General features: G+C 37.6%; 8 protein-coding genes and 1 pseudogene. All 9 read right to left on the minus strand.

The features are described 5' to 3' along the window. Positions 1 to 128 precede the first annotated feature (128 nt). On the minus strand, positions 129 to 10,403 hold the full coding sequence (locus tag M1F14_RS17615; protein WP_181469173.1) for an anthrax toxin-like adenylyl cyclase domain-containing protein: 10,275 nt from the start codon (positions 10,401 to 10,403) through the stop codon (positions 129 to 131). A 222-nt stretch (positions 10,404 to 10,625) separates the two neighbouring features. Beyond that, the gene (locus M1F14_RS17620) at positions 10,626 to 11,273 is read right to left on the minus strand and encodes an MBL fold metallo-hydrolase (RefSeq protein ID WP_071547892.1); all 648 of its coding nucleotides are present in this window, start codon (positions 11,271 to 11,273) and stop codon (positions 10,626 to 10,628) included. A 39-nt stretch (positions 11,274 to 11,312) separates the two neighbouring features. After that, complete coding sequence (locus M1F14_RS17625; RefSeq protein WP_042846461.1) at positions 11,313 to 11,861, minus strand: YcbK family protein; 549 nt, start codon at positions 11,859 to 11,861, stop codon at positions 11,313 to 11,315. 366 nt (positions 11,862 to 12,227) lie between these two features. Next, positions 12,228 to 13,985 carry a L,D-transpeptidase gene (gene ldtD / locus M1F14_RS17630; RefSeq protein WP_042846462.1) on the minus strand — a complete coding sequence of 586 codons (1,758 nt, stop codon included), beginning with the start codon at positions 13,983 to 13,985 and terminating at the stop codon, positions 12,228 to 12,230. Between the two features lie 377 nt (positions 13,986 to 14,362). After that, complete coding sequence (locus M1F14_RS17635; RefSeq protein ID WP_145927298.1) at positions 14,363 to 15,316, minus strand: YadA C-terminal domain-containing protein; 954 nt, start codon at positions 15,314 to 15,316, stop codon at positions 14,363 to 14,365. 721 nt (positions 15,317 to 16,037) lie between these two features. Beyond that, positions 16,038 to 20,477 (minus strand): chromosome partition protein MukB, encoded by a 4,440-nt coding sequence (mukB, locus tag M1F14_RS17640; RefSeq protein WP_181469172.1) that lies wholly within the window; start codon positions 20,475 to 20,477, stop codon positions 16,038 to 16,040. Further along, positions 20,477 to 21,202 (minus strand): chromosome partition protein MukE, encoded by a 726-nt coding sequence (gene mukE, locus M1F14_RS17645; RefSeq protein ID WP_042846466.1) that lies wholly within the window; start codon positions 21,200 to 21,202, stop codon positions 20,477 to 20,479. The genes mukB and mukE overlap by 1 nt, the downstream gene beginning before the upstream one ends. Beyond that, positions 21,183 to 22,508, minus strand: coding sequence for a chromosome partition protein MukF (gene mukF / locus M1F14_RS17650; protein WP_042846467.1), 1,326 nt, complete (start codon positions 22,506 to 22,508; stop codon positions 21,183 to 21,185). Before mukF ends, mukE begins: the two co-directional genes overlap by 20 nt. Continuing rightward, positions 22,505 to 23,294: pseudogene (gene cmoM / locus M1F14_RS17655) on the minus strand (tRNA uridine 5-oxyacetic acid(34) methyltransferase CmoM). The gene mukF and the pseudogene cmoM overlap by 4 nt, the downstream one beginning before the upstream one ends. Positions 23,295 to 23,650 lie beyond the last annotated feature (356 nt).

Raw genomic sequence — 23,650 nt, forward strand, 5'->3', positions numbered from 1 at the left:
CATAAAGTACACCCCAAGTTAGCCCCATATTTTATTGGGTTCTAATTTTGGGGTGTTTTTTTAGGAGTATGGTTCGCTTTGAAGAGGAATCGCTCATATTAAAGCTTATTCCTCTAATCATTTGAAAGCTAATTAGCGACTGATACGCTCGTCCCCTCTAATAAACGGTTCATAAACGGTAGAGGGTCCCAACGGTTACGTAGGTGGGCTGACATATTCGTTGTCTCAAAAGTACTTTCGTATTCAAAACGTAGCTCAGCATAAAGCTGAATAAGCTTATCTACCGTTTGCTCTGCTTGCCCATTCCATTCATCCCCATCACACTTACGGAACTTAATATCTGTTACATCTGCCATAGACATTAAATGGTTACTATGATAAACCTCCACTTTTCGACCAGTATATGATTCATAGACACTGAGTGTTTTTGATGAATCTATTTGCTGTACCTTCACTGGGGCCACATGAAAATTAACCAAAACAACCTGATTACGACCAGCCAAATCCTCAATCTTCACTGTCGTATTGCTTTCATAACCATTAACAAGATAAGTATCATTACCTAACCCACCAGACAAGGTGTCGTTACCCGCAACGGAGATCAATAAATCTTTATCAACTCCCCCGACGAGAATATCATTACCTTGGCCACCAAAGAGCACGTTATTGCCCCCTAAAGTCACTATCCTATTATCTCCTTTACCCCCCTGAATTATCCGACCATGCCCAGTATGGTCCAAAACAACTAAGTTTCCTTCCTTAGTCTTAATTAACCAATGAGTTCGAGCATAATTTGGGTTTAAAATAGTTGGGCCATTAGTAGGTACATGTAATGACTCTAATAAAGCATCTGGCGTTCCATTTAGTAAATGAGTTAATGTATCTACTAGTTTCCAATGACCTTTTTGCCCTGTTTTTTCAGCGACGGAATAACTATCTGCAAAGTATTTAACTAAAGGCCCCATCCCCTCTTTTGTTAATTCCTGCAACTTATGCGGCAATTTAGGGTACATGTAGACCTGACATACAGCGTCTTTATTTTCTTGTAGAGATGGCTGTCTTATTTTAATAATTTTGTCTGATTTTGATATATAAATGCGATAAAGAGCACCATTATCCACACCTTCAGTAATGTTTTCACAGTCAAAATTCAGTAAATGAATATTATTTTTCCCTTCAAGATCCTCGATATAAACAACCCCTCTATATCGACAATCAATTAAATAGTTATCATCGCCCTCCTTACCCATTAAAGTATCATCACCGAGATCGGAGAGTAATAGATCGTCCCCACCTCCGCCTGAGAGAAAATTCATTCCTGAGCCAGCATACAGCACATTATTACCTGAAACGGCTGTTATCGTATCATCACCGTCCCCACCGATCAGCACACGGCTAAACCCACTATGGTCAAGAATAATATCATTTCCTGCTTGGCCGTTTATCAGTAATTTTTTACCAAGGTACCCCTCAGGTATGCTAATCGTATCATCGCCATCTGTGCTGTCTGCAATGGGATTTAAAGGGACAATGACACTATTTTCACTCTTCAGATCGAGACAAAACATATTACTGTACTTATCTTGAATAAGTACCGCATTATTCATATCCCCATCGAAATTCTCAAAGCGAATACTCAGTGTTGTCTTTTCGAACCTATCTTTGAGCAAAAGCTTTTGCCCATTCATTTGTAGTTGGTAGCCATTTACCGTAGGTAATAAAATAATAACCTTATCTTGATCTGTAAAATGGCCTTTGACATTAGCAAAATCAAATACGATATTTTTATTTTTATAGTCAAGTTCATTTATTTGATAAATATCTTTGCCTAATGTGACTTTTATATGACTCCCCGACGCTATATGGGAGAGAATATTGGATTTTTCACTTCCAGTATAAATTAAATTCTTAGTTTTACCTGTTGATACCAACGTTCCCCATTTAGGTGAGCGATATACTCGTGTTTTATTAACTTCAATCTCATCTTTACCTTCATCAATATAAACACTTTGTTCACCTGAATATGGCATTTTATCATTATGTTGCACATATAAAGCATTAAATAGTTTGCCGCGTATAGCGTATTCAGGATGTTTTTCTTTTGGAAGGTCAACTAATTGGCTAATTAAGGCAAAGCCATCTTTAGTATTTAAGTTATAACTATGATTGCGTTTACGAACCCCACCTATATCACGATATACATTATTTAATTTTATGGTGACTTCACTCTTAACCTTATCAAATACATATTTATCTGTCTTATAATCATCAACCTGTATTTTAAGGTAAAGGTCGTTACCCTGTATATACACATCTTTAATTTCATTTAATGAGTATTCAATATCAACCCTACTCACGGATTGGCTATTCTCTTCAATGATAACATAGGCTTGAAATTTTTTATTTTCTTGCCTATAAATGGAGTTAATATAATGTTCTTTTTCTACTCGGAATGTTTTTTTATTATATACTGTTTTTGTTTTATAGAGATCATCGACATGATGAGCCCATTCGAATCGCTTAATGACGTAACTATCTGTTCCACTGCCACCAATGGCTTTCCCTTTGGCTAATGTTAATTTATCGTCTCCACCGTGCCCATATAAAGTATCTTTTCCTCCCCCGCTATTGATATTATTATTTTCATCATCGCCATGTATAATATCATCGGTATTTCCAATAATAATAATATTTTCAATATTTTCAACATGAACAACATCAATGGATTTAGATTTCTCTCTACACCGATACGCAACCTTATTTATCCTTAAATCGATATAAACATGATAGCCATTAGGCAAATTATCAATAAGTAAAGTGTCGCTTCCTGATTGGCCATCTAGAAACTTCGTTACTTTGCCATCATTTGACTCCAATGATGTTAAACTATTATCCCTTAAGTAAAAATAATCTGACTTTGATCCTGTAGCAAAATACTTTTCACCCGATAACACCTGAAGAGCATACATTCTGTCGTCTCTTCCAATAAAATAATCAACACCATTTGCGAGATTAAAACTACTACCATGAGTCTCAACAATGTCTAGATAATTCGCAATTATGCCTGGTTTATTCTCAACATACTCATCGGTGTTATCTGCATATTTACTGATGGTAAAATTTTTCTGTGCAGCAACCTCAGTTTGTTTAGAATAAAAACTTAATTGTTCATAATCCGAAGCTACAAGCTGATTTTCTGTGCTCTGTGTTAAATTACTTTTTTGAATTCCATGTTTTTTTAAAAACTTATCAAATAATGGATTATTATAATTTGGATTAAAACAGTAACCTTCGTTAGACGCCACTGCCCCAGTACGAACGACATCAAGGACATCCTTACTAACTTTCCTAAATACAACTCTATCTTCTAGCCCAGTAACTCTTCTAGCCCTACCATCGGCTGTCAAAGAATAATTTTTAATTAAAAAATCAGCTTCACTGGAAGTAAATGAAGGGGCACCACGTTTGGTATAGCGATAAGTATAATCTGAAGAACTTAAACGTACTTCCCCCTCTATACCACCAAAATAATTATATAGCTCATCTACAAGATAATAACGTTCTTCAGATTTATAAGTTGGCTTTTCAATTATGCTCAAGTGATGATCAAAACCTGCTGGGACAATCATTTTTTCAAACAGGTCTATATCCATCTCTACATTTAATTTTTTAAATGCTCTCGTATAATATACAATCGTCATTTCTTGCTGGCTACGCAGAGTAGGTTCAAAACCAAATGCACCACGAAACCCTTCTTCCAGTTCCCTATCCCAACTAATATCAATTACCTCTTTGATATTTTCAACTGCGCGGATACCTTGATATACCATACCAGAAACCAGTAAAACGCCTCCAACAACAAGGCCCACTACGGGGATAGTGGAAGACCCAACTATTACACCAATAATCGTGATGCCATTTAACACAAAACTGGCAATAGAAAAAGTCGCATTAACAATCAAATCTTGCCGCTGTTTTGGATCAGAAACACGGTCAAGTTTAGATAAACTGTCATACGCTTGGTAAGCGTCAAACCCCATTCCGACTAAATTAAATATAATCACGGTTCCTGCTGCAATTCTGCCGCGGATTAACGATGTTGTTCCCCCTTTACTGGCTATATTTAATAAAATAGGTTGTACAATCATGTCTCCATAGTTAGCAATTGCAGAACCACAAATAAGGTAAAATTGTTTTTCTAACTCAGCACATTCCTCATCCGTCAAATCAGGGCTATCTAACTTTTTCAAGATTAAATGTATACTAATTAATGTTTGTACTGCACCAACTCCACCCATTACTTGGCCAAACCGATTACCTATTTGTTGAAAACGCGGTAACTTAGTTCCTAACGTTCTTAAGTTCTCAACCATCTCCGGTGTCAATTTAGACACGTTAGGGTCGATGTTTCTTGCAATATACTTCAACTGCTTTTTCAATACCGCGCTGTCTCGAAAACCAGCGTTATTATCTGTGATAGGAATATGATCTACGTCGCCTAATTGCTGATGAAGAATCCTGAGCAAAACAAGGTCCGATTCATTTCCATCAACTAATGTTAATTCAGCCGCAAGCTTTTCGGGATGAAATCGCACTTTTTTCTGCCAACCATTTTTTTTTGTATGATCTGCAGTAATAAGTTGACCATCAATAGTCACCCCTAAGTTTTGTAACCTTACCAAGGCAATTTTTTCACCATTAAAATTCACCCAACTATTTTTATCAGCAACAGCGACAGAATTAATAAGTGCAGTTACTTTCTTTCTATACTGCTCATAATCATGAGGTATACGCTTGATACTGTTCTCATCAAGTGTAATAAATTGCATATCTGCCGAATAAAACTTACCGCTATTATCACTACCCTCTCCAAAGCCTGCCTGTTGGCCTCGAGTTATAGTCTCCCCATTCAGCAAACTTACATTTTCGTTAAAATAACTATTGACTTGTTTAGCAAATAACTGTTTTGCTAAATAACGTTGTTCATTACGAATACTGAGTTGTAAACCATTAGGATCAAGTAAGCTGTATTCATGAATGTTACCGCGGGCCGTATAGTGAATAGTATATGTTGTGTTATTACCTTGAATAAATAAGAGTGAACTATTCTGGGAATGGTAAAGTTTATTATTGGCTGATAAAACATATTCAATAGATTGCCTCGCTTGTTTCTCTCCCTTATTATCAAACCCTTCTACAATATCATTTGAATAGCGTTTTATTTCATTAAGTAACTCAGTTTCCCCCTCGGTTAATGTCCCCTTATAACGTTTCTGTTCTAGCTTAATTTGCCATTCAATAAGATTTCTCGCCGAGTTTTCATCCCCTAACTGAGACTCAACGGTATAAATTAACCCCATCTTCCGGTCAAAATCTGCTGCATCCCCTATACGTCTTAACCTATCATAGTTAATCATATTCACTTGGCTATCAGCAGACCATTTATGCATCTGATTGCGTAGTTCATTATATTGCTGTAACCGCTGATGACGCTCAACTTGATGTTTATGTAATGCCTCTGCAAATGAGACCCCTTTTAATGGTGCATTTTCCCCATCAAAATTGTCCTTGTTAAGCCTTAAAAATGAATTAAGGTCCTCAGACATTAATAAAAATGCATTTACATCTTTAGCTAATGCAGTGACTTTGCCTCGATCGAAACCATTAATGGCAGGAAATACCGCTTTTAATTGTAAACGTGTTTTTTCGCTCAAATGATGCAATACGGATGGGTCATCCTGTATCGCATGCAAAATAGTAAGTGTATCTTTAGCTTGCTGTTGTAAATCCACAGGCAGGCGGGCCTCAAATAAATTGTCCCAGTGAGCTTTATTTTCAATTTTATCGTTACTGAGGTAATGGTTAACTTTTGGAGCTATTAATGGATCATATAATGCTACTTTCAGTTTATCTGCACTAAATTGGCCGTACCCATCGTCAAAGTAACTCACTAAATAAGGGTGCTCTGCCAAACGAACATGCTCCAAACTGATGTCTTTTGACGCTATTTTCTCTATTAAAGATTGGACTTGTTGATGATGTTTTGTATCTAAATAGTTTTTTATCGTTGATGTCTCCCCCCCTCCTTGATACGTTCCTCCCGGACGCACCACAGTAGCCCCCTTTCGCTGTTCAAGCTCTACAAATAAACTACTGGTAAATTGCATTGTTTTACTATTTGTAGAGTGAAACGACATATGCTCCGGTGCTGTAAATGGATATTTTTGCTTTACCTCCGCCAGTACCGAGAGCAAGCTATCGCTTGGTTTATTCTGTACCTCATCATTACCGATAATAACCCACTTTACTGTTTTGCCACTTTCTAGTAGTGAAGAAATATTATTTTCTCCATATTCTACCACCCATATTTTCTTATCTGTGTCGGCTTGCAAAATTAATGTATTCTCTGGGTTTTCCCCTGCTAACTGCTCTGCTTTCACCCTTCCCTTAATATCTGCAACAACGCGCACAATGATAGAAAATGTTGAGGTATCCTTCTGCAAATGAGAGTCTAAATGTGCCTGATGCGCTATACTATTTTGATTAACAGTACGCCATATAGGTGTTGATGTAATCCCTAACTCATTTAATTTTTTAGTGAAACTTGAATGAAAATCGCTAGGTAAGCCCTGACTGTGCTGTTTTAATTCATCAACAAAAAGTTGATAAGCTTGAGGGTTATAGGCTATTTTTCTTATTAGAGCAAAATCTAATTCTTTAGGCGATGAATGCCTAAATATTTTCATTGGGTCTGGTTCAATATAGCTGTTGAATTGCGATAATTTTAATTCTCCACGCTGTAATTCATTAATAAAATATAACACACTATATTTACCATTTACTTTAACTTCCCTTATATCGAGGTCGTATTGATATGTAAATTTATAACCCTTAGTACTATTTTGAATGGAGTTATATGCGCCCTCCAAAACCATTTTATGCCCATGATTAAAATTGGTTATTCTTCGGTTATATGCAACTATTGGCATATTCATCTTATTATTAGCAAATAAGCTTACAGCCTTTAATGCAAAGTTTTCATTTATCCCCCCCCGACCTAAATTGCACCCCATTAGTACTAGTTTATCGGGGATCGTATTTTTCAATACTTTCTTTTTTAAATAGGTCATCGCATCGGTATATTGTTTTGCACTCCTCCCTGCATATAATGTGGGTTGGTTATTACCAGAATAAGAACCATGTCCAATGGTTAACCAGCGTACTTTCCCTGTGGTTATTTGGTCAAGAGAACCATATAATACTTTATGCTTTCGGCTCGTTAAGTCATATTGAATCACTGTGCTATTATCGGGGTGTTTTGAGAGTGATTTAGCTACCGCTTCTGCTGAAACTTCATCCCCTTGTATTTGAATAATAACGTTATGGTCATATTCTGTAGGGTTTGCCTGTCTATTAGCCCCTGATTCAATATTAATTGCCATTAATTGTTGATACACTTTAATAGGGTCACACCAAGTATTAATTGAATGCGCTTTTGAAGTCAAGTCCCCGGCTAGAGATGCATGATGACTATCATTAAAGTTATTTTCATGGATATCAAAAAAGTCATTATCTAACCCAATAACCGATTTTCCGAATAGTCTTTCAATATATCTACGCCTATTAGCAATTAGTACTTTATCTACTTTATTATCAGTTACTACCTTGTTTGAGCCTTGTTCACTGTTATCTGGACTCTGTTCTATATTATCATTTAAAATTGAGATGCTTTTTTTTCTCTTAATTTTATCATGACTTACAATATACCCTTCTGATTTTTTTCTTTTAGGTTCAAATAACTCACCGTTCTCACCTTGACTCCATTTTCTATTTAATGGTGCTCGGTATCCTTGATTAATTAACAACTGCTGGAAGTTAGACAACTGTTCAACATCATTAATAATGATGGCACCATGAGCGTTCATCTCAAAATAAGTATTAATAGGTTGGGTTGTCCCTGATAACTTATTTTTCCCTTTTAAACTCTCAGGTAAAAAGAAAGTAATAGGGAAGTTATCCTTCATCACACTCACGGGGTTTGCATCATCAGAACCATGATGAACTAATTCAAAGCCCTCAGTTCTCCCTAGCTCTCTATTAAGCTGCCTATTAACCTCTTTTATTCTATTATTGATAATGCCATTTTCTTTCCCTTCTTTCTTATTATATTCTGCCTCATTATTATACAGTCTCTTTTGAGCTGGCGTTAATTCCTCATAATTTACACTCGCTTTCCATTCTTGCCAATCAGGCATTTCCGTAACTTTAACATAATGCTCTAACTCTGAAATTGGGAAGATAATGCTAAAAATATCATAATCAGCCGTCATTGCCTTACCCGTTTTAGGATCACCTATCACAAGAAAAGGTTTAATTTCATTATTTTCTTGATAAGAAACCTGCCAAATATTACCTTTTCCTGAAGGGCTTTTTTTTAATAAAAAGGTATGTTCTTCCCCATCAATAGTTGAACTAGTTTTCTTGTAATCCCCATCATCTGTATCAATTAGTGGCGTGATGGTTTTATAGTTAATTAATTCATTAATCCGTTCCGAACTAATTTCAAGGGGAACCGCTATTGCATGCTTTTTATCAATAGACTGTTGCACATAGTCATTATATTTGCTTTGCTCATCTCGACCCGATTTCTTAGAGAACTGCTGCAAAACTGGAATAAAACCACTGTGTGGGCCCCAGTCAGAACTTTTACCTTTAATTGTTAATCCCTTACTACTGTATATGCCTGATTCGATTAAACTAGCCGATTTATGGTCAACAGGCCGAATACCAATGGTAATATTATATTTATCTGCAACTTTATTAATCGCTTTTTGGTGGTTTTCAGGGACCCCCGTAGCTATGGTTGGTTGGTCACCCATACGTGGAATAAGGTGCAAATTGACACTTTTATAATCTCTATCACCCTCTTGTTGAGGTGGTGAAAAAGCATTTATATCAAATTGTTTACTTACTAAGTAAACTTGATAATCATCTTGGCTAATAAATTTATCACTATTAATTTTTGATAATGCATTTACATTATCCTCAATTATTTTAGTAAGCTCACCGCTATTTAAAATATCAGTATAAATGAATGATGTCTTTCCGTTCAGTGTAACCTTTAGTTTAGCTATTTGATTTTTTTGATTAAATTCCACATAGGTTAATTTACATTTTTGATCACTACTAATGTATGCCAATTTTCTTTTTACTAATAGCGTATTTTCCGTAATTAGTTTATCTCGGTTATTTAATTCCTTCAGTTGAAATGGCCTTCCGATACTGTCACTAGGGTTAAATGAAAATGTTCTAATTTTATAATCATTATTCTTAACCTTACTAAACCTATATTTATCTGCATTAATTTTTACAAATGTATCGATATAAGAAATAAAACTGTCTTTTTTGTTAAATGTCATGACTCCAGTATCAGGATCAAAGAACTTATATGTCCACACCTTTGTTTTTTGATCATAAATTATGGATATCGCCATTGCATGACTAGCTGAACAAAACTTAATTAACAGTGGTTGATTGCTTGTATTTATATGTGAGTAGATTTTTTCTTTAAAGCGACTCAATGTGGTTTCATTAGCTAAGTGTGTCGTAAAGTTCTTACTATCAACTACCTGAACACCTTTACCATTCCTATTGTCTTCTAACTCTAAATAATTATCTCTTTGAATAACCTCTGATATTGTATTAATGAATATTTTGGCATCATCAGTAGTAAAACTCGATGCTAGATTTTCCCCCCCAATGCTAAGTTTATCTTTTAGCTTTATAAAAAGCTCATCTGATGCGATATCTTTCCCTGCCTTTGTTTTGAAAAAATCACTATCAGCATCAGCCAAAAGCGCATCTGTATAAATTTTAATTTTTAATTTTTGTAACTCTGCCAAATAATTATAATAATTAGCCTCTCTACCATACATACTTTTGCTAACAGCATAATTTGTATTGACAATATCATTAATATATTTAACAAAACTACGTCCATTAATCTCTTCATATTTAAAGTTATAAATATAATTATAATGACGTACTGATTTTATATACGAAAGCTGTTTTTTAATTACATCTGATACATGCTCATTAAATAATGATTTAGCATGTAACTTCAAGGCATCATTTCTAGCTTTATCTAACGGGGTTAAATTATCATCATTTGAATTTATAATAGAATAAAGTTCATTTAATTGCTCGATATATTTACCCCCTTGATTATTCATGCTGTAAACTAAAAACTCATCCGTTAGCCCATAGCAATACCCTGAGAAACTAGAATGAGATATACCATTATTATTTATTAACTTAATAAACAAATCATGATTTTCAGTATCATTAACATAGTCATATAATACATATTGATTAAAATTCACATCTGTATTTTCTACTTTCATAATAATTCCCTTTAATTAATAATTAATGTATGTTATTGAAATTAATATTTAAAGTAACAAAGTAATTTATTAATAACCATATCAATATGAAACATTCGGATAAAATGTTTCGGATAGTAAAAAATTAACATAGGGTAATTATCAATGATAATTAACTATAAAAAACATACCCAATTCTTAGGGTATGTTTTTAAATTAGGAAGGAATGACTATTTTTGTTAATTACCAAACAGGTAATTCATCTTGTAAGAAAGGGTTGGTTTTGCGTTCAAAACCTAAATTAGACATTGGCCCATGCCCCGGTATAAACTGGTAATCGTCACCTAAAGGCAGTACTTTAGTTTTAATTGATGAGATTAAATCTTGGTGATTACCACGAGGGAAGTCACTGCGACCTACCCCCCCCTTAAATAACACATCACCCATTGAAATTAGCTTATCATTGTGATTCACAAAAATAATATGACCGGGTGTATGCCCTGGGCAATGCAACACATCAAATGAAATACCACCACAAGTGACTGTATCCCCTTCTTCTAGCCAATAGTCAGGCGTAAAATCAGGACATTCCCCTATATAAAACATGGCATTTTGCTCAGCAAGATTTTCAATCCAAAACGCGTCTTCTTTTTGTGGCCCATAAATAGGCACAGAGAAATGTTTGGAAAGTATAGCTGAAGCACCGATATGGTCAGAATGACCGTGGGTAAGCAGAATTTTAGTTAACTTTAGCCCTCGACTTTCAATGGCAGAAATAATTTTTTCTGCCTCACCGCCGGGGTCAACCACAACCGCTTCTAACGTATTTTCATCCCAAATAACCTGACAGTTTTGCATAAATGGTGTTACTGGGATAATAGTATATTTCATCGGGCAATTACTCCGTAATCTGTGTCACCTATGCACAGATTACCACGTTCTTGCTGGCCCTGTATCAATATGTATAAAATTGCTTCTAGGATAATAGCCAACACCACCCGCTTTCATTTTCAGCGCGGCTTTACGAATGTTACTTAACTGTAAACCTTCGATATGGAAATCCATCGCTTGCCCGCGAGTATGGTAACTTTTCTTCGCGACTCCCGAACTTTTACTACGCAATTTATTATTCGTTTCTAAAGAGCGATAACCCGAAATAAGTTGAACTGGTTTGTTAGTTCCCATCATCATTTGTAATAAATAAATTTGGTCAAATAATTTAGGATCAATGGTTTTGACTTTATCGCAGCGGTAATCACGGAAAAAATGATTTAAACGTGCAAGTTCAGATTTGTTATAACGTTGACCGTCAAAAAATTCTGTTTTTAAAGACTCCCCCGTATTAATATTTTGAAAGCGTAAAATACGTGGGCGTGGGGTGGTCATTGCAGCAAATACATGGCTTGGTAATAAACTAAGGCCGACTGTAGCAGCCCCAATTCCCAGCCATTTTCTGCGGGATTGGTCAATAATATCCATAGGTGATAGCTCAGACTCTAATAATTTCAGTAATAATCGATAAAATTTTGACAACCTATTGAGTCTAGCAAAACATTCTTAATTTTAATGTATATTTATGTAAAGATATGCATACTTTAAGGGAATTTGGTTGCTATATTCGTCAAAAATAGCGCTTTGTCACTAAATTCACATGTAATAAGCGAATTACTACGCTTACTTTGCTGCCTTGGTTGATATGAATCGCGATCAGCTCTCTATTATTTACTGCATGATAATAATTAAATGCCTAAAAGCAACGGACCTAATAAGAAATTATGGGAGTTAAACAGAAATACTCGCAAAAAAGGGGGAAATCCCCCTTTCATATTTAAGCTAACATGATGATTAATGCAAAATCTTTTTCAACATTGGCAAATAGTTATCTGCATTATTAATGCTGTTATCATATTGATATATATCCGCTCGATATTGTGGTTGCTGGTCTTTATCAACCCAAGCGGTTTGATAATAAAGAAATACTGGGATCCTATCCGGTATATTCACATAACGGGTCGAACCTTCCTTAAGTGCACCATCAATGCGCTTCCTTTCCCAGCCCGCATCACCTAATAAAATACTTGCAAGCTCACTAGCTTTATTAACTCGTACACACCCAGAACTTATTGCACGTGCGTTGCGATTAAATAGACTATGATTCGGTGTATCATGCAAATAAATTGCATCAGAACTTGGCATGTTAAATTTATAGCGCCCTAATGAATTAGTAGGGCCAGGAGCTTGACGAATTCGATAAGGGAAATTGGCAGGCGTAATATTTTCCCAATCAATGGCATACGGGTCGATTTCATAGGAATCTGCGCCCCACCCCGAATAAACAGTATACCCTTTACGGCTAAAATAACTTGGATCTTGCTTTCCTCTCGGGGCAATATCTTTACGTGCCATGCTAGTCGGTACACTCCAAGGAGGGTTAATCACCACATTATTCAGTGCACTGCTCATGATCGGTGTTTTTCGATCAGCACGTCCAACAATCACTTTTGAGTCTAAAATAACCTCATCATTCAAATAAAAATCTAAGGAATAGCCTGGTATATTGACTAAAATCCCAGTTCCTTGACTTGCTGGAATAATACGCAACCGCTGAATATTTAATGCCATTAACCCTGCTTTTTGTTTTGGCTTCATATTCAGCCAAACACGCGTACCTTTACCGACAACACCATCCGCTTCTAAGCCATACTGTAATTGGAATTTTTTTACCGCATCAACAAGGTCTTGGCTATACACTTTTGATGCCTTACTTATTGGTGTCTCAGCTGTTTTTGCTGGTTCACTGGTTTGTTCAACCGCTTGCTCAGCAACTTGCGCCATCGTTTCAGGGGCTTCAACTTCGCTGCTCTCCATTACTGTTTCACCTTCCAGTAACCCTTCACGTTGCAGAATTTGGCGCAAAATAACCACGTCATCATTTGATTGACCTGGTTTTAATGTTTTAGTCCCCACGATTTCCAAGTCATCTTCAGGCATCGCCAATAACTTCAGCATTTCTTTGCGCATTGGCAAATACATTGGGTGGTTAGGGGCTTGCGATTTCACCCAATCACTTAAGCGATTACCTGAAACTGCATCTAACCATGGTTTCATTTGTGCAGAAGTCGGGGCAATAATTTTATAGGGGCGGCTACTATATAACCAATATTGCCCACTGGCTTCAACCGAAGATAAATAGTGTAAATATCCCAACATTGCATCGGACAAAATAACGTCACGACCAAGTTCATTTAATTGGTTATTTTCCAGTATCGCGAGCCACTCGGCAAATTGAGGTTGTACCCCCGCGAGTGCTAATTCGGCCAACTGTTGTTGGAATTGACTAATTGCTGTTTCATCTTGCCACAATAGCTGCATTTGCCGCTCAGCATATAATTTAGATAATTGTGAAGCAAAAACAGGTTTCACCCCCGAAGGAAGCGAGACTGTTATTTTAGCCAAACTTTCTGCTGGTGTAACTGCCGCGGTAGCTTGTACTTCCTCGACACTTTGCTGCATATTTTCTTCATTTGAAAACGCAGGTATGTGTAATGCCATTAACCCACATATTACTGAGACTTGCAGAGCTTTCACACTTCTCTTTGCCATACATCCACCTTAAGTTACAACATGGATAACAATAGTTTTTATTATAGTAAATTCTGGATACTCAAAGTATTCACACATTATACATGGTTAACAGTGCAGCATATCAACTTAAGCATCATTAAGTCAGTATGAACAATATAGGCAGGAATGTTATAGGAAAAAACTAATTCTGTGTTTATTTCTTCTGATTATCAATAAACGTAAGGTAACGATATAAACGGCTAAAACAAATAAAAACCAAGTGTGTTACCGCTTTTTATGCCCCATATGAGTATTTATTCAATTAAAGAATAAAAGGCAAAAAAACATAACATATGCTTTTTTGCCTTAAGTTAGATTAAAAGTGTAACCATGAGGGGGTTAACTAATGATTCCTGTTACCATTCAAAGTTAACAGCGGCATTATAAGTCACGCCTTTAAAGTCATCAGTATTTGTTGCCACACCCGCTTTTACTGCCACACTTTCATCAATACGATAACCTGAACCTAGTGCAAGAGCTGTATTAGATTCATAACCACCTAACGCCATAGATAGGTTAAAGTGCCCAACATTATAAGGTTGGAATAACCCTGATAAAGCAGCTTGCGAAGCCAACCCACGCTTTAATTCGTTATCTAATGAATCAACACGCTTATCTAACGATGTGACTCTGCTATCTAGCTGATTTAATCTATTATCAACATTTTTATTGATCTGAGATTGGCGGTTATTAACAGCTATTTGGCTATTGTTGAAAGCCATTTGGTTTTTATTAAAAACAGTTTGTTTATTATTGGTTAATTTTTGGTCACTATTAACTTTAGCTTGGTTTTGGTTAATAACATCTTGCTTATCATTAACGACTTTTTGATTTTCATTTACTAATTTTTGGTCGCTATTAACTTTAGCTTGATTTTGGTTAATAACGTCTTGTTTATCATTAACGACTTTTTGGTTTTCATTTACTACTTTTTGTTCTTTATTAATATTAGCTTGCTCAACGTTAGTTATTGCTTGCTTAGAATTAATATCTGCTTGGATTTGATTTAAAACCCCCTGATTTTGGTTGATCAGGGTTTGGTTTTCATTAATCTCTTTCTGATGCTTATTATATCCATCTTGCTTAGCATTATATGCATCTTGTTTAGCTTTATGATCCTGCAAATCTGCATTAACGTTATTTACATTGTTAGCAAGAATATTTTGATTTTCTGATGTTAGTGCTGTACTTGCATGTCCATTATCGCTGCCAATATTGTTATTCCAACCGGCCCAGCTAACATCCGCAACAGATACGTTACTCATCATGGTTGCAGAAACCATAACGGCTAATAAGGTTAATTTATTCATTTTTTGTATTCCAAATTTATTGATTAGTGTTAATTGGCCATCAGAATACAAGCTAACTCCATTACAGAGTATTTCATTTTACATCATTTTTTATATCTAATTAATATGCGCAATAAGGTACACCCTTAATTATCTCTTTCCCATCCAACTTTCTTTTATACAAAATTATTAATAATTAATGCGCTAAAGAATAAAAATACAATGAACTGACTAACCTTGGCACTCAGGTTACATTTTTATGTTGTTTAACATTAAGAAAAACCAAAACAAACAAATAAATCAACCAATTAAAACACCAATTTAGAGTTTTTGTGAGACTCCATCAGCATAAATAAGAAATAAACAGATAAAAAAATTTCCAATCCGTTGTAAAACTGCCAAATACCCCTATATAGAAACAGTTAATTATCCTTATCCATAATTAGTTATTATATCGATATAACTATAAGTGTTTTTCATGCAAAGTTTTACCTAAATTAAATTCATTACGAGAGTTAGTTATACTTCATTAATTTTTGTTACATTCTATATGCGTTAATCGTAAAAATATACTTTCCCTAAGCAGTTTCTCTCGCTATCACTATTAAGCTACCCATTAAAATACTGTGCTTTTATGTTTAAAACACAGATATCCCTTCAGTTAGAAGAAGGGATATCAAATACAAAAAAGCCGATACTTATTACTAAGTATCGGCTTTAAATGCATTTAAGTTATCTAATACTACAAGGCTGGTTCTTGAACACTAGCACTGTCTTGGCCAAAACCTTTTAAGCCAACCACATGCACATGCTCATGGTTGCCTATCACCTTACGAACTAGCTTATAAGTTGTCCCTTTCTCAGGGCTTATATTCTCTGGTGCCGCAATTATTAACTGCATTTCTAACCTATCACACAATTCGAATAAGGTTGCTATCGATTTAGCATCTAATCGAGCGGCTTCATCTAAGAATAATAGACGACAAGGAATAATATCTTTTGCACGTAAACGACGGGATTCTTCTTCCCAGCTTTGTACCACCATCACCAGAATTGACATCCCTGTACCAATAGCTTCACCCGTTGATAGCGCACCACTCTCTGCTTTCAGCCAGCCATCTGAGCCACGGTTAACCTCGACATCTAGCTCTAAGTAGTTGCGATAATCGAGTAATTCCTCACCAATGGTTTGCGGTAAACGCTGGCCAACATCCACTTGAGGGTTAAGGCGTTGATACAGTTTTGCCATCGCTTCAGAGAATGTCAGGCGCTGGCTAGTAAATAAGTCTTGATGCATTTCACTTTCTTCAGACAGTACACTGAGTAACAGTGCATGGCTTTCACGAATATTTACATTAAGACGAACGCCTTTCACTTGGCCAAACGCAACGGCTTGTAACCCTTGGTTTAACATGCGGATACGATTTTGTTCACGTTGGATTGTTTTGCGAATAATATTCGCCACACTTTTCGAGCTAATCGCTAATTTTTGCTCACGAGCGGTTAATTCTTCCGTTAAACGACCCAACTCAATTTCCATTTGCTCAATCGCATCAATCGGGTCATCCGTACGAATAATATCTTGGCGAATTCGTTCGCGTAAGTGTTGATACACTGCAATAAAGAACTTAATTTTGCGTTCTGGGTATTTTGGATCTTCAGATAAACGTAGCACATCACGTAAATGTTCGTTATCTGCCACCGCAAGACGTAGCGCCCCTAATGCTTTATCCGACATAGAGCGTAAACTGTCACCATCAGTATAAGCAAGTTCACGGCGGTGCAAACGGCGCTCAACACCATTGTCTTTCACCAAACGCATTACAGCACACCAACCTGCTTTCGCAGAAACCACTTGTTCACGTAATAGATAATAATCTTTTTCTAACTTACGCAGGCGTTTTTGTAAGTTATCCATTTCAGCTTCACATAAGGTTAGCTGTTTTTCTAACTGATTAATACGGCTACGGTTCTCCATCACTCGTTGGTGTAATTCATCACGACGAATGCGTGCACGCTCTTGTGCTTCAGGGTCAGCTTTTACACCAATCTCCTGCATTTCGGCTTCTAGCTCTTTCAGCATTTCTTGCTTAGTTTCAAAAGAGCTACGTAACGAAGCCAATACTTGATAGTATTGCGCACTCTGCGATTGCTGCTGACGTAGTTGCTCACGGGCTCGAGCTCGCTCGGTTTCTGCCTGTTCCAAACGCTGACGCAATTTTTCATTCAAATCACTATTTTCACTAACCATCCCCGTAGAGTCACTGTAACTAAAGTGAGCCCGACGTTGAACCACTTCAACCAATGCAAAAGCCTGCTGTTTTGCATTCTGTTGAGTGTGCTTCGCGAGTTCGTAATCTTTGCGTAGCTGGTCATGTTGCTCAGGGTCACTGAGTAATACCGTTACAATCGGCTCTAATTTTTCTAATGTACTTCCATGTTTATTGAGGAAATGCGCCGCTTCTTCAGCTTCTGATAGTTCCTCATTGATTTCTTCAACCCTATCCACCAGTGTTTCATCAAGTAACAAGCCCATCTGCGGTAACAAACGGTTAAGTGCCGTTAAACTTTCTTTTCCTTGAGCAAATTGTTGGCGCTGTTGTTGGGTTTGTTCTTCAAATTGCGCTAAAGCTCTTTCTAGTTCTGTTCGTTTTTGATTAAGTGTACGGATTTCAGCTTCTGGGTCTGCTTCGAAAGCGACAGAAATGTGCTGACCGATAAAACGACTGAATGCTTGATGTGAACGTTGAATTTTTTGTACATCAAATGACAATGTCGCATAGCGTTCGGCGAGCTCATCACGCTCAGCTGATAATGACTCTAAATGGCTTTCACGCGCTGCTCGCCCAAATAAAGGAAGCTCAGGATAACGCGAATAACGCCACTGCCGCTCAGAAGAGCGAACTAATACGGCTTGTTCAAATTCTTGGGCATCAAAAACGCTATCATCAAAGGAAGAAGGGTCCCCTTCGATAAAATACACATCATCAGGGCAGTCTTGTAAAGTTTCTAACTGGCTACGAACAGCTGATAAATCCTGTACGACAATACCGTGACGAGCAGGACCATATAATGCTGAGAAATAAGCCGCATCTTCAATAGTAATGTCATCATAAATTTCAGACAGTAATACCCCGTTGAAACGTTCCGCCAATGCAAGCATCCGGCTATCTTCTGCACCACTTGGCTGACTTAAACGCTCTATTTGCTTCTCAAGGTCGCGCCGCTGCGCTGCAATCTCATCGCGCTCAACCGTGATTTCCCTTTCTTGTTCAAGCAACTGCTGCATAAATTCAGTTACAGCAGTACTCGATGCAAAAACTTCACCTGATTGTTCATTCAATTGAGTTAATGCTTCTTGAGCAATGATCCATGCAGGTGCTTTAGAAGATAACTGTTGGATACGCTGGCGAATTTGTTCCAATTCTTGGCGCATTTGCATGCGCCTTTCGCCACTTTCGTTTACACCAACACTTAATTCTTCTTGTTGCGCTTCTAACTCAGCCATTAACGCATCAAGTTCATCAGGCTCATAGCTTTGACCGTGGCGTTTACAAAACTCTGCCAACATACGCTCTGCATTCTGCTGGCTATTTAGGCGTTGTTGTAATTCAGAGAGTTGCATGCGTAACGGTTGTACACGTTCAGCTAAATGCTGTTGTGATGACCAATCCCGTAATAGAGCACGTGCTTGTTGGTATGCATCACTGCGACTTACCTCACCTACCATATTTTTAACTAATTGATAGGCTTGCTCAAATTGGCTATGTGCTGCATCAGCAACACTCATTTTTTGTTCAAGGGCCAATAACGACTCTGTCGCTTGCTGTTCCCGAGCCTCAAATGTATCTAACCATTCATCTGCATTATCAATTGATAATTCAGGAAGCTGACACAGATCACGAGCTCGAGTTAATGCATGTAACGCTTGTTGGTATTGGATAGCACGAGTTTGCTGTACATCTAATGCTTGTTGGTAGTCCGCTAATTGGTTTTTTAGCTCATCAACCTCTATCTCAGCGGCTTGGGCACGAGCTTCATATTCGTCTTGTGTTTCTGTTGCTTCTGCAACAACTTCGCTTTGCTCTTCAAGGCGATAAGTCAGCTCTTCAATATCAGCTTGATAACGGTCTATTTTTTCTTGCTGACGCAGCGCTGCTTGCACTAAATTCAAATGGTCATTGGCCGCTTGGTAATCAGCTTCCAATTCTGTTGAAGCGCTATTTTGCTCATTTAGCTCGCGTGCCATTTCTACACTACGAACTTGCTCTATGCGCAGTTGTTTACGACTAGCGAATAACTCATTACGTGCAGCTAAAGCGGCATCTAAATGGATACGCCTTTCATTGGAATGACGCATATAATCCGCTGATACATAATCTGTTGCTTGGCTAATTAAATGTTTAAACAAGTCGCGGTCAGATTGTGTAACGCGAATGGCTTCCAACGTTAAGCGGTTTTCACGCAATGCAGCTTCCATATCTTGGAAGGCTTTACGAACGCCACCATTTTCAGGCAATAAGTAATCACGTAATGAACGCGTAATCGCGCTGGAAATCCCACCGTATAATGACGCTTCAATAAGCCGATAATATTTGCTTCGATCACTCGCTGAGCGTAAACGTTTTGGCAAGACACCTAATTCAAATAGAACCGAATGGTAATCTGTAATTGAGTTAAATTGCTTGAACAAAATCCCTTCTTGCTCTTCAAGGCGTTCTTTTAACTCATTCAGTGGGATCACTTTGGCTTGGCGACCATCAATCACTTCTGTCAATATTTCAGTCGGAACCGTTGCCAATGGAATGCCTTGCACCATGAAAGGCTTAATATCAACTTTTTTATCACGCCCAGCAACTTGCTGTAAGCGCACACCCACCATGACGCGCTGATGTTTAGAGTTTAAAACATCTAAAATGGCATAGCAGACTCCAGGACGTAATTTCCCATGTAACCCTTTGTCCCGTGACCCTGAGGTAGCACCGGCTTCGGTGGTATTACGGAAGTGGAGTAAGGTTAAATCTGGGATCATGGCAGTAATAAAAGCAGCCATCGTTGTCGATTTACCCGCACCATTACCACCAGATAAAGTGGTGACTAACTCGTCAAGGTCAAAAGTACGAGCAAAAAAACCGTTCCAATTCACCAGCGTCAGTGAGCGAAATTTTCCGCGTTCAATCATTATTCTTCATCCTCATCACTTTCTGCCGGTTCTTGACTATCTTCGACATTCTCTTCTTCACTGTCTTTTAGTGAGAGTTCACCTTCGAGAGAGATAGCTTCGCCATCACGGATCATACGTAACTGAGCGTCTTGCGGGTTATCACCACTGCGTACATCTGCACCAAAACGGAACACAGATTCACTAATAATAAATTTACTCGGGTCATTTTGCAGAAAATGCACCATCCCTAAACGACGTAGACGGTTTAATGATGTTCTTAATTTTTCCTGCAATTTTTGTTTATCAAGGTCAGAACCCGTAGAACGCTGATTAACAAATTTAAGCAGTTTATTTTCATCCGCTAAAGAGAGTAATTCTTCAAAAAGCTCTTGAGAGGTAAAGATACCTTGATTACTTAAACGCTCAGGGCTGAGGTAGAGATAACACAGAATTTTGCCAACCATCATATCCAATTCAGATAGGACTGAGCGTGGGATCAACGTGGTCGAACGCGGGCGTAAATAGAAAAACCCTTCAGGTGCACGAATTAGCTCAACATTATACCGTGAGTAAAATTGCTCCAATGCTTCCTGAAAATCCATCAAAAATGCATGGTTATCAAGGTCATCAATACTAATATGCCGACCTGAACGCAATTGGCTGTCTAGCTCTGGGAAAATAGGGTTAGCTAATGCTTGAGCCAGTTTTACTGGCATAAATTGTTCAATATTTGTCGATGACATGTGCCTGTACCTTGGCTCCGTAATCATTAATAGCTTGCCATTCTGCCGGTAACCCCGCCAAATCAGCCTCTGCAATGCCTAGTCTTACCGCCTGATCAATAATAATTCGAGCGACATCAAAATGACGTTTTTGTGGATATTGCTGCAAGTACCCCTGCAATACACGACCAACGTCTAATGGACGCTGTTCTGTTTTATAGATGGCAAGTTCCACTTCCATTAACTCGGCTAGTTTATCATTGAGCTCACTAAACTCTTCAAATTCAAGCTCTGGAGGCAATTCACCCGTTACCTCTTCATCATGTAATGTGAGCTCTTCATCTCGCATATCGAATAACCGGTCTGCGTTGGTATAAGTAAGAGCCCAAGGGCTATCGAGATAATGTTGAACGGACTGACGTAACCGTTGTGAAAAGATCCTGTTTTTATCCATATCTATCGCTGTACGGATAAATTTATGGACGTGACGGTCATAGCCTATCCATAAATCGATAGATTGCTGCCCCCAACTAACGATACGGTCTAATTTATTTTGTAAGTCAAAAACCAGTCTATCCACCATTTCAGAAAAAGCAGGTGCATTCATATTCGCTTCTTGAATACGCAATAAATTGGCTTGTAGTTTATCCCCTGCGGCTTCTAACGTGTCTTGCAGCTCACGCAAAGTACCGGATGTTTCTGATAATAATTGCTCACAGTTTGCGATGGCCGCCTGCCAATCTTGGTTTAACAAGGCAGCAATATCTTCTTTAACGGTATTTTGCTGCTCATCCATGATACGTTGGGATAAATCGATGCTATCAAAAATTTCAGCGACTGAATATTTTAATGGAGCAAAAACATAACGATGCCAATAAAATTCATCACCGCCTTCTTCTGCTGCTTCAGCCGCTCTTTGCAGCTCACTGGCAACTATCGAAAGCTGCATGGAAAGTCTTAATGTGGAAAATTCTCGCTGGCGTATATAATAATCGCTGATGCCAATCCCCAATGGGGTCAGACGATAAATGGCATTGCCTTCAACAATATCACTGGCGAAACGGTTAAATATCTTTTGGCGCACCATATCATTGATGGCATTATTTGCCCTCACCGCCAAAGATTCCGTTGTCTGTTCAAAACCTTTGCAAACTTCACGAAAGGCGTCAACCAGTTCCCCTTCACTCATTTCGCCATTCACTCTTTCACTGTTTAATACTGCCACCGCCAGCAAAAATGCCAAACGCTCAGCAGGGAGTGAAATCGCAAAATCATTTTTTCGTGCCCAAGACACAAGTTCAGGGACGGTCTGGGAAAAATCACTCATAAATCGTCCTTTTGTATTTGTTTGCGTGCCATGACATGAATATAACGCCCCATACTAAGATAGGGTTCTTCACGACAATATTGTTGCTCTAACGCTAACAATGCAGGAAAATCTTTTTGCTGTAATTGCCTACTTTGCAGATAGTCATGGAAAACTCTGACGCCACTTTTAGCTAAGATGCTCATACCACACCCCCTTAACCACTCATCAACTTGCTGAGGAAATAAAGGTTTCTGTGGCGATAACGAGCGTTTACGACGCCGCTGAATATGCGGGGTTGCCAAATGAAAGTTCCCCAAAATCGCATTACGCATGACTAAGCCATTTGCATTATAGAACATGACAGAAAATACGCCTTCTGGTCTGATTATATCTGCCAGTTGTTCAATTGCATATTTTTGATCGCTAATCCATTCAAGAACAGCATGGAACAAAACAAGGTCAACGGGCTCATTAATATGTTGGGAAATATCTTGCACCGCACAGTGAACAAAGCGAATGTTATCGCTAATCCCTTGTTCTTTTGCAAGCTCACTGGCTCGTTCCAACATTTCTTCGGATAAATCGCAAAGTATAACTTGATGGCCCATAGCAGCAAGTTTACGTGAAAAATGCCCTTCACCTCCACCTGCATCAAGTATTTTTAAGGTTTTCCCCTTAAATTGGCTATCTAATATATGCGTTAAATCTTGCCAAACCACCGCTTCACGTATTTTTCCTTTTGTCGTGCCGTAGATATTTTTTTGCAAATTTATCGACAATATCATCAAAGTTGCGGTCTGCCATGTGCTATCCGGTTGCCTATCATTGTTCATTAACTAAGTTTTATGGGCCAATTAGTCGCAAAAACCGCCAATGTAGTCTATTTTCATCTTGAACTTAATGAAATTAAGCTAAATTGAGAATACTATCACTGAGTATTGTGCTTATCACACCAGATGTAGGCGACAATTGAAACATGAATTATAACAGATAATAGCGATATTTTTGCATTGTACTTTATTTTGCTCAGTGAATTTCATTTTGACATCATTGAAGGCGATTTTCGCTATTTTTATGTTGAAAAAGTGGTTATATGACGCTTTTTCAAGGGTAGTTCCACAACCAAAATTAATTGATAACCCTTAAGAATAGGCTTAGTT

It is taken from the genome of Providencia sp. PROV003 (assembly GCF_045040775.1).
In the GTDB taxonomy this organism is placed as follows: domain Bacteria; phylum Pseudomonadota; class Gammaproteobacteria; order Enterobacterales; family Enterobacteriaceae; genus Providencia; species Providencia huashanensis.

Coding starts and splice junctions, on each gene's coding strand:
- M1F14_RS17615 (WP_181469173.1), bottom strand. CDS start 10,403: ATGAAAGTAGAAAATACAGATGTGAATTTTAATCAATATGTATTATAT.
- M1F14_RS17620 (WP_071547892.1), bottom strand. CDS start 11,273: ATGAAATATACTATTATCCCAGTAACACCATTTATGCAAAACTGTCAG.
- M1F14_RS17625 (WP_042846461.1), bottom strand. CDS start 11,861: ATGGATATTATTGACCAATCCCGCAGAAAATGGCTGGGAATTGGGGCT.
- ldtD (WP_042846462.1), bottom strand. CDS start 13,985: ATGGCAAAGAGAAGTGTGAAAGCTCTGCAAGTCTCAGTAATATGTGGG.
- M1F14_RS17635 (WP_145927298.1), bottom strand. CDS start 15,316: ATGAATAAATTAACCTTATTAGCCGTTATGGTTTCTGCAACCATGATG.
- mukB (WP_181469172.1), bottom strand. CDS start 20,477: ATGATTGAACGCGGAAAATTTCGCTCACTGACGCTGGTGAATTGGAAC.
- mukE (WP_042846466.1), bottom strand. CDS start 21,202: ATGTCATCGACAAATATTGAACAATTTATGCCAGTAAAACTGGCTCAA.
- mukF (WP_042846467.1), bottom strand. CDS start 22,508: ATGAGTGATTTTTCCCAGACCGTCCCTGAACTTGTGTCTTGGGCACGA.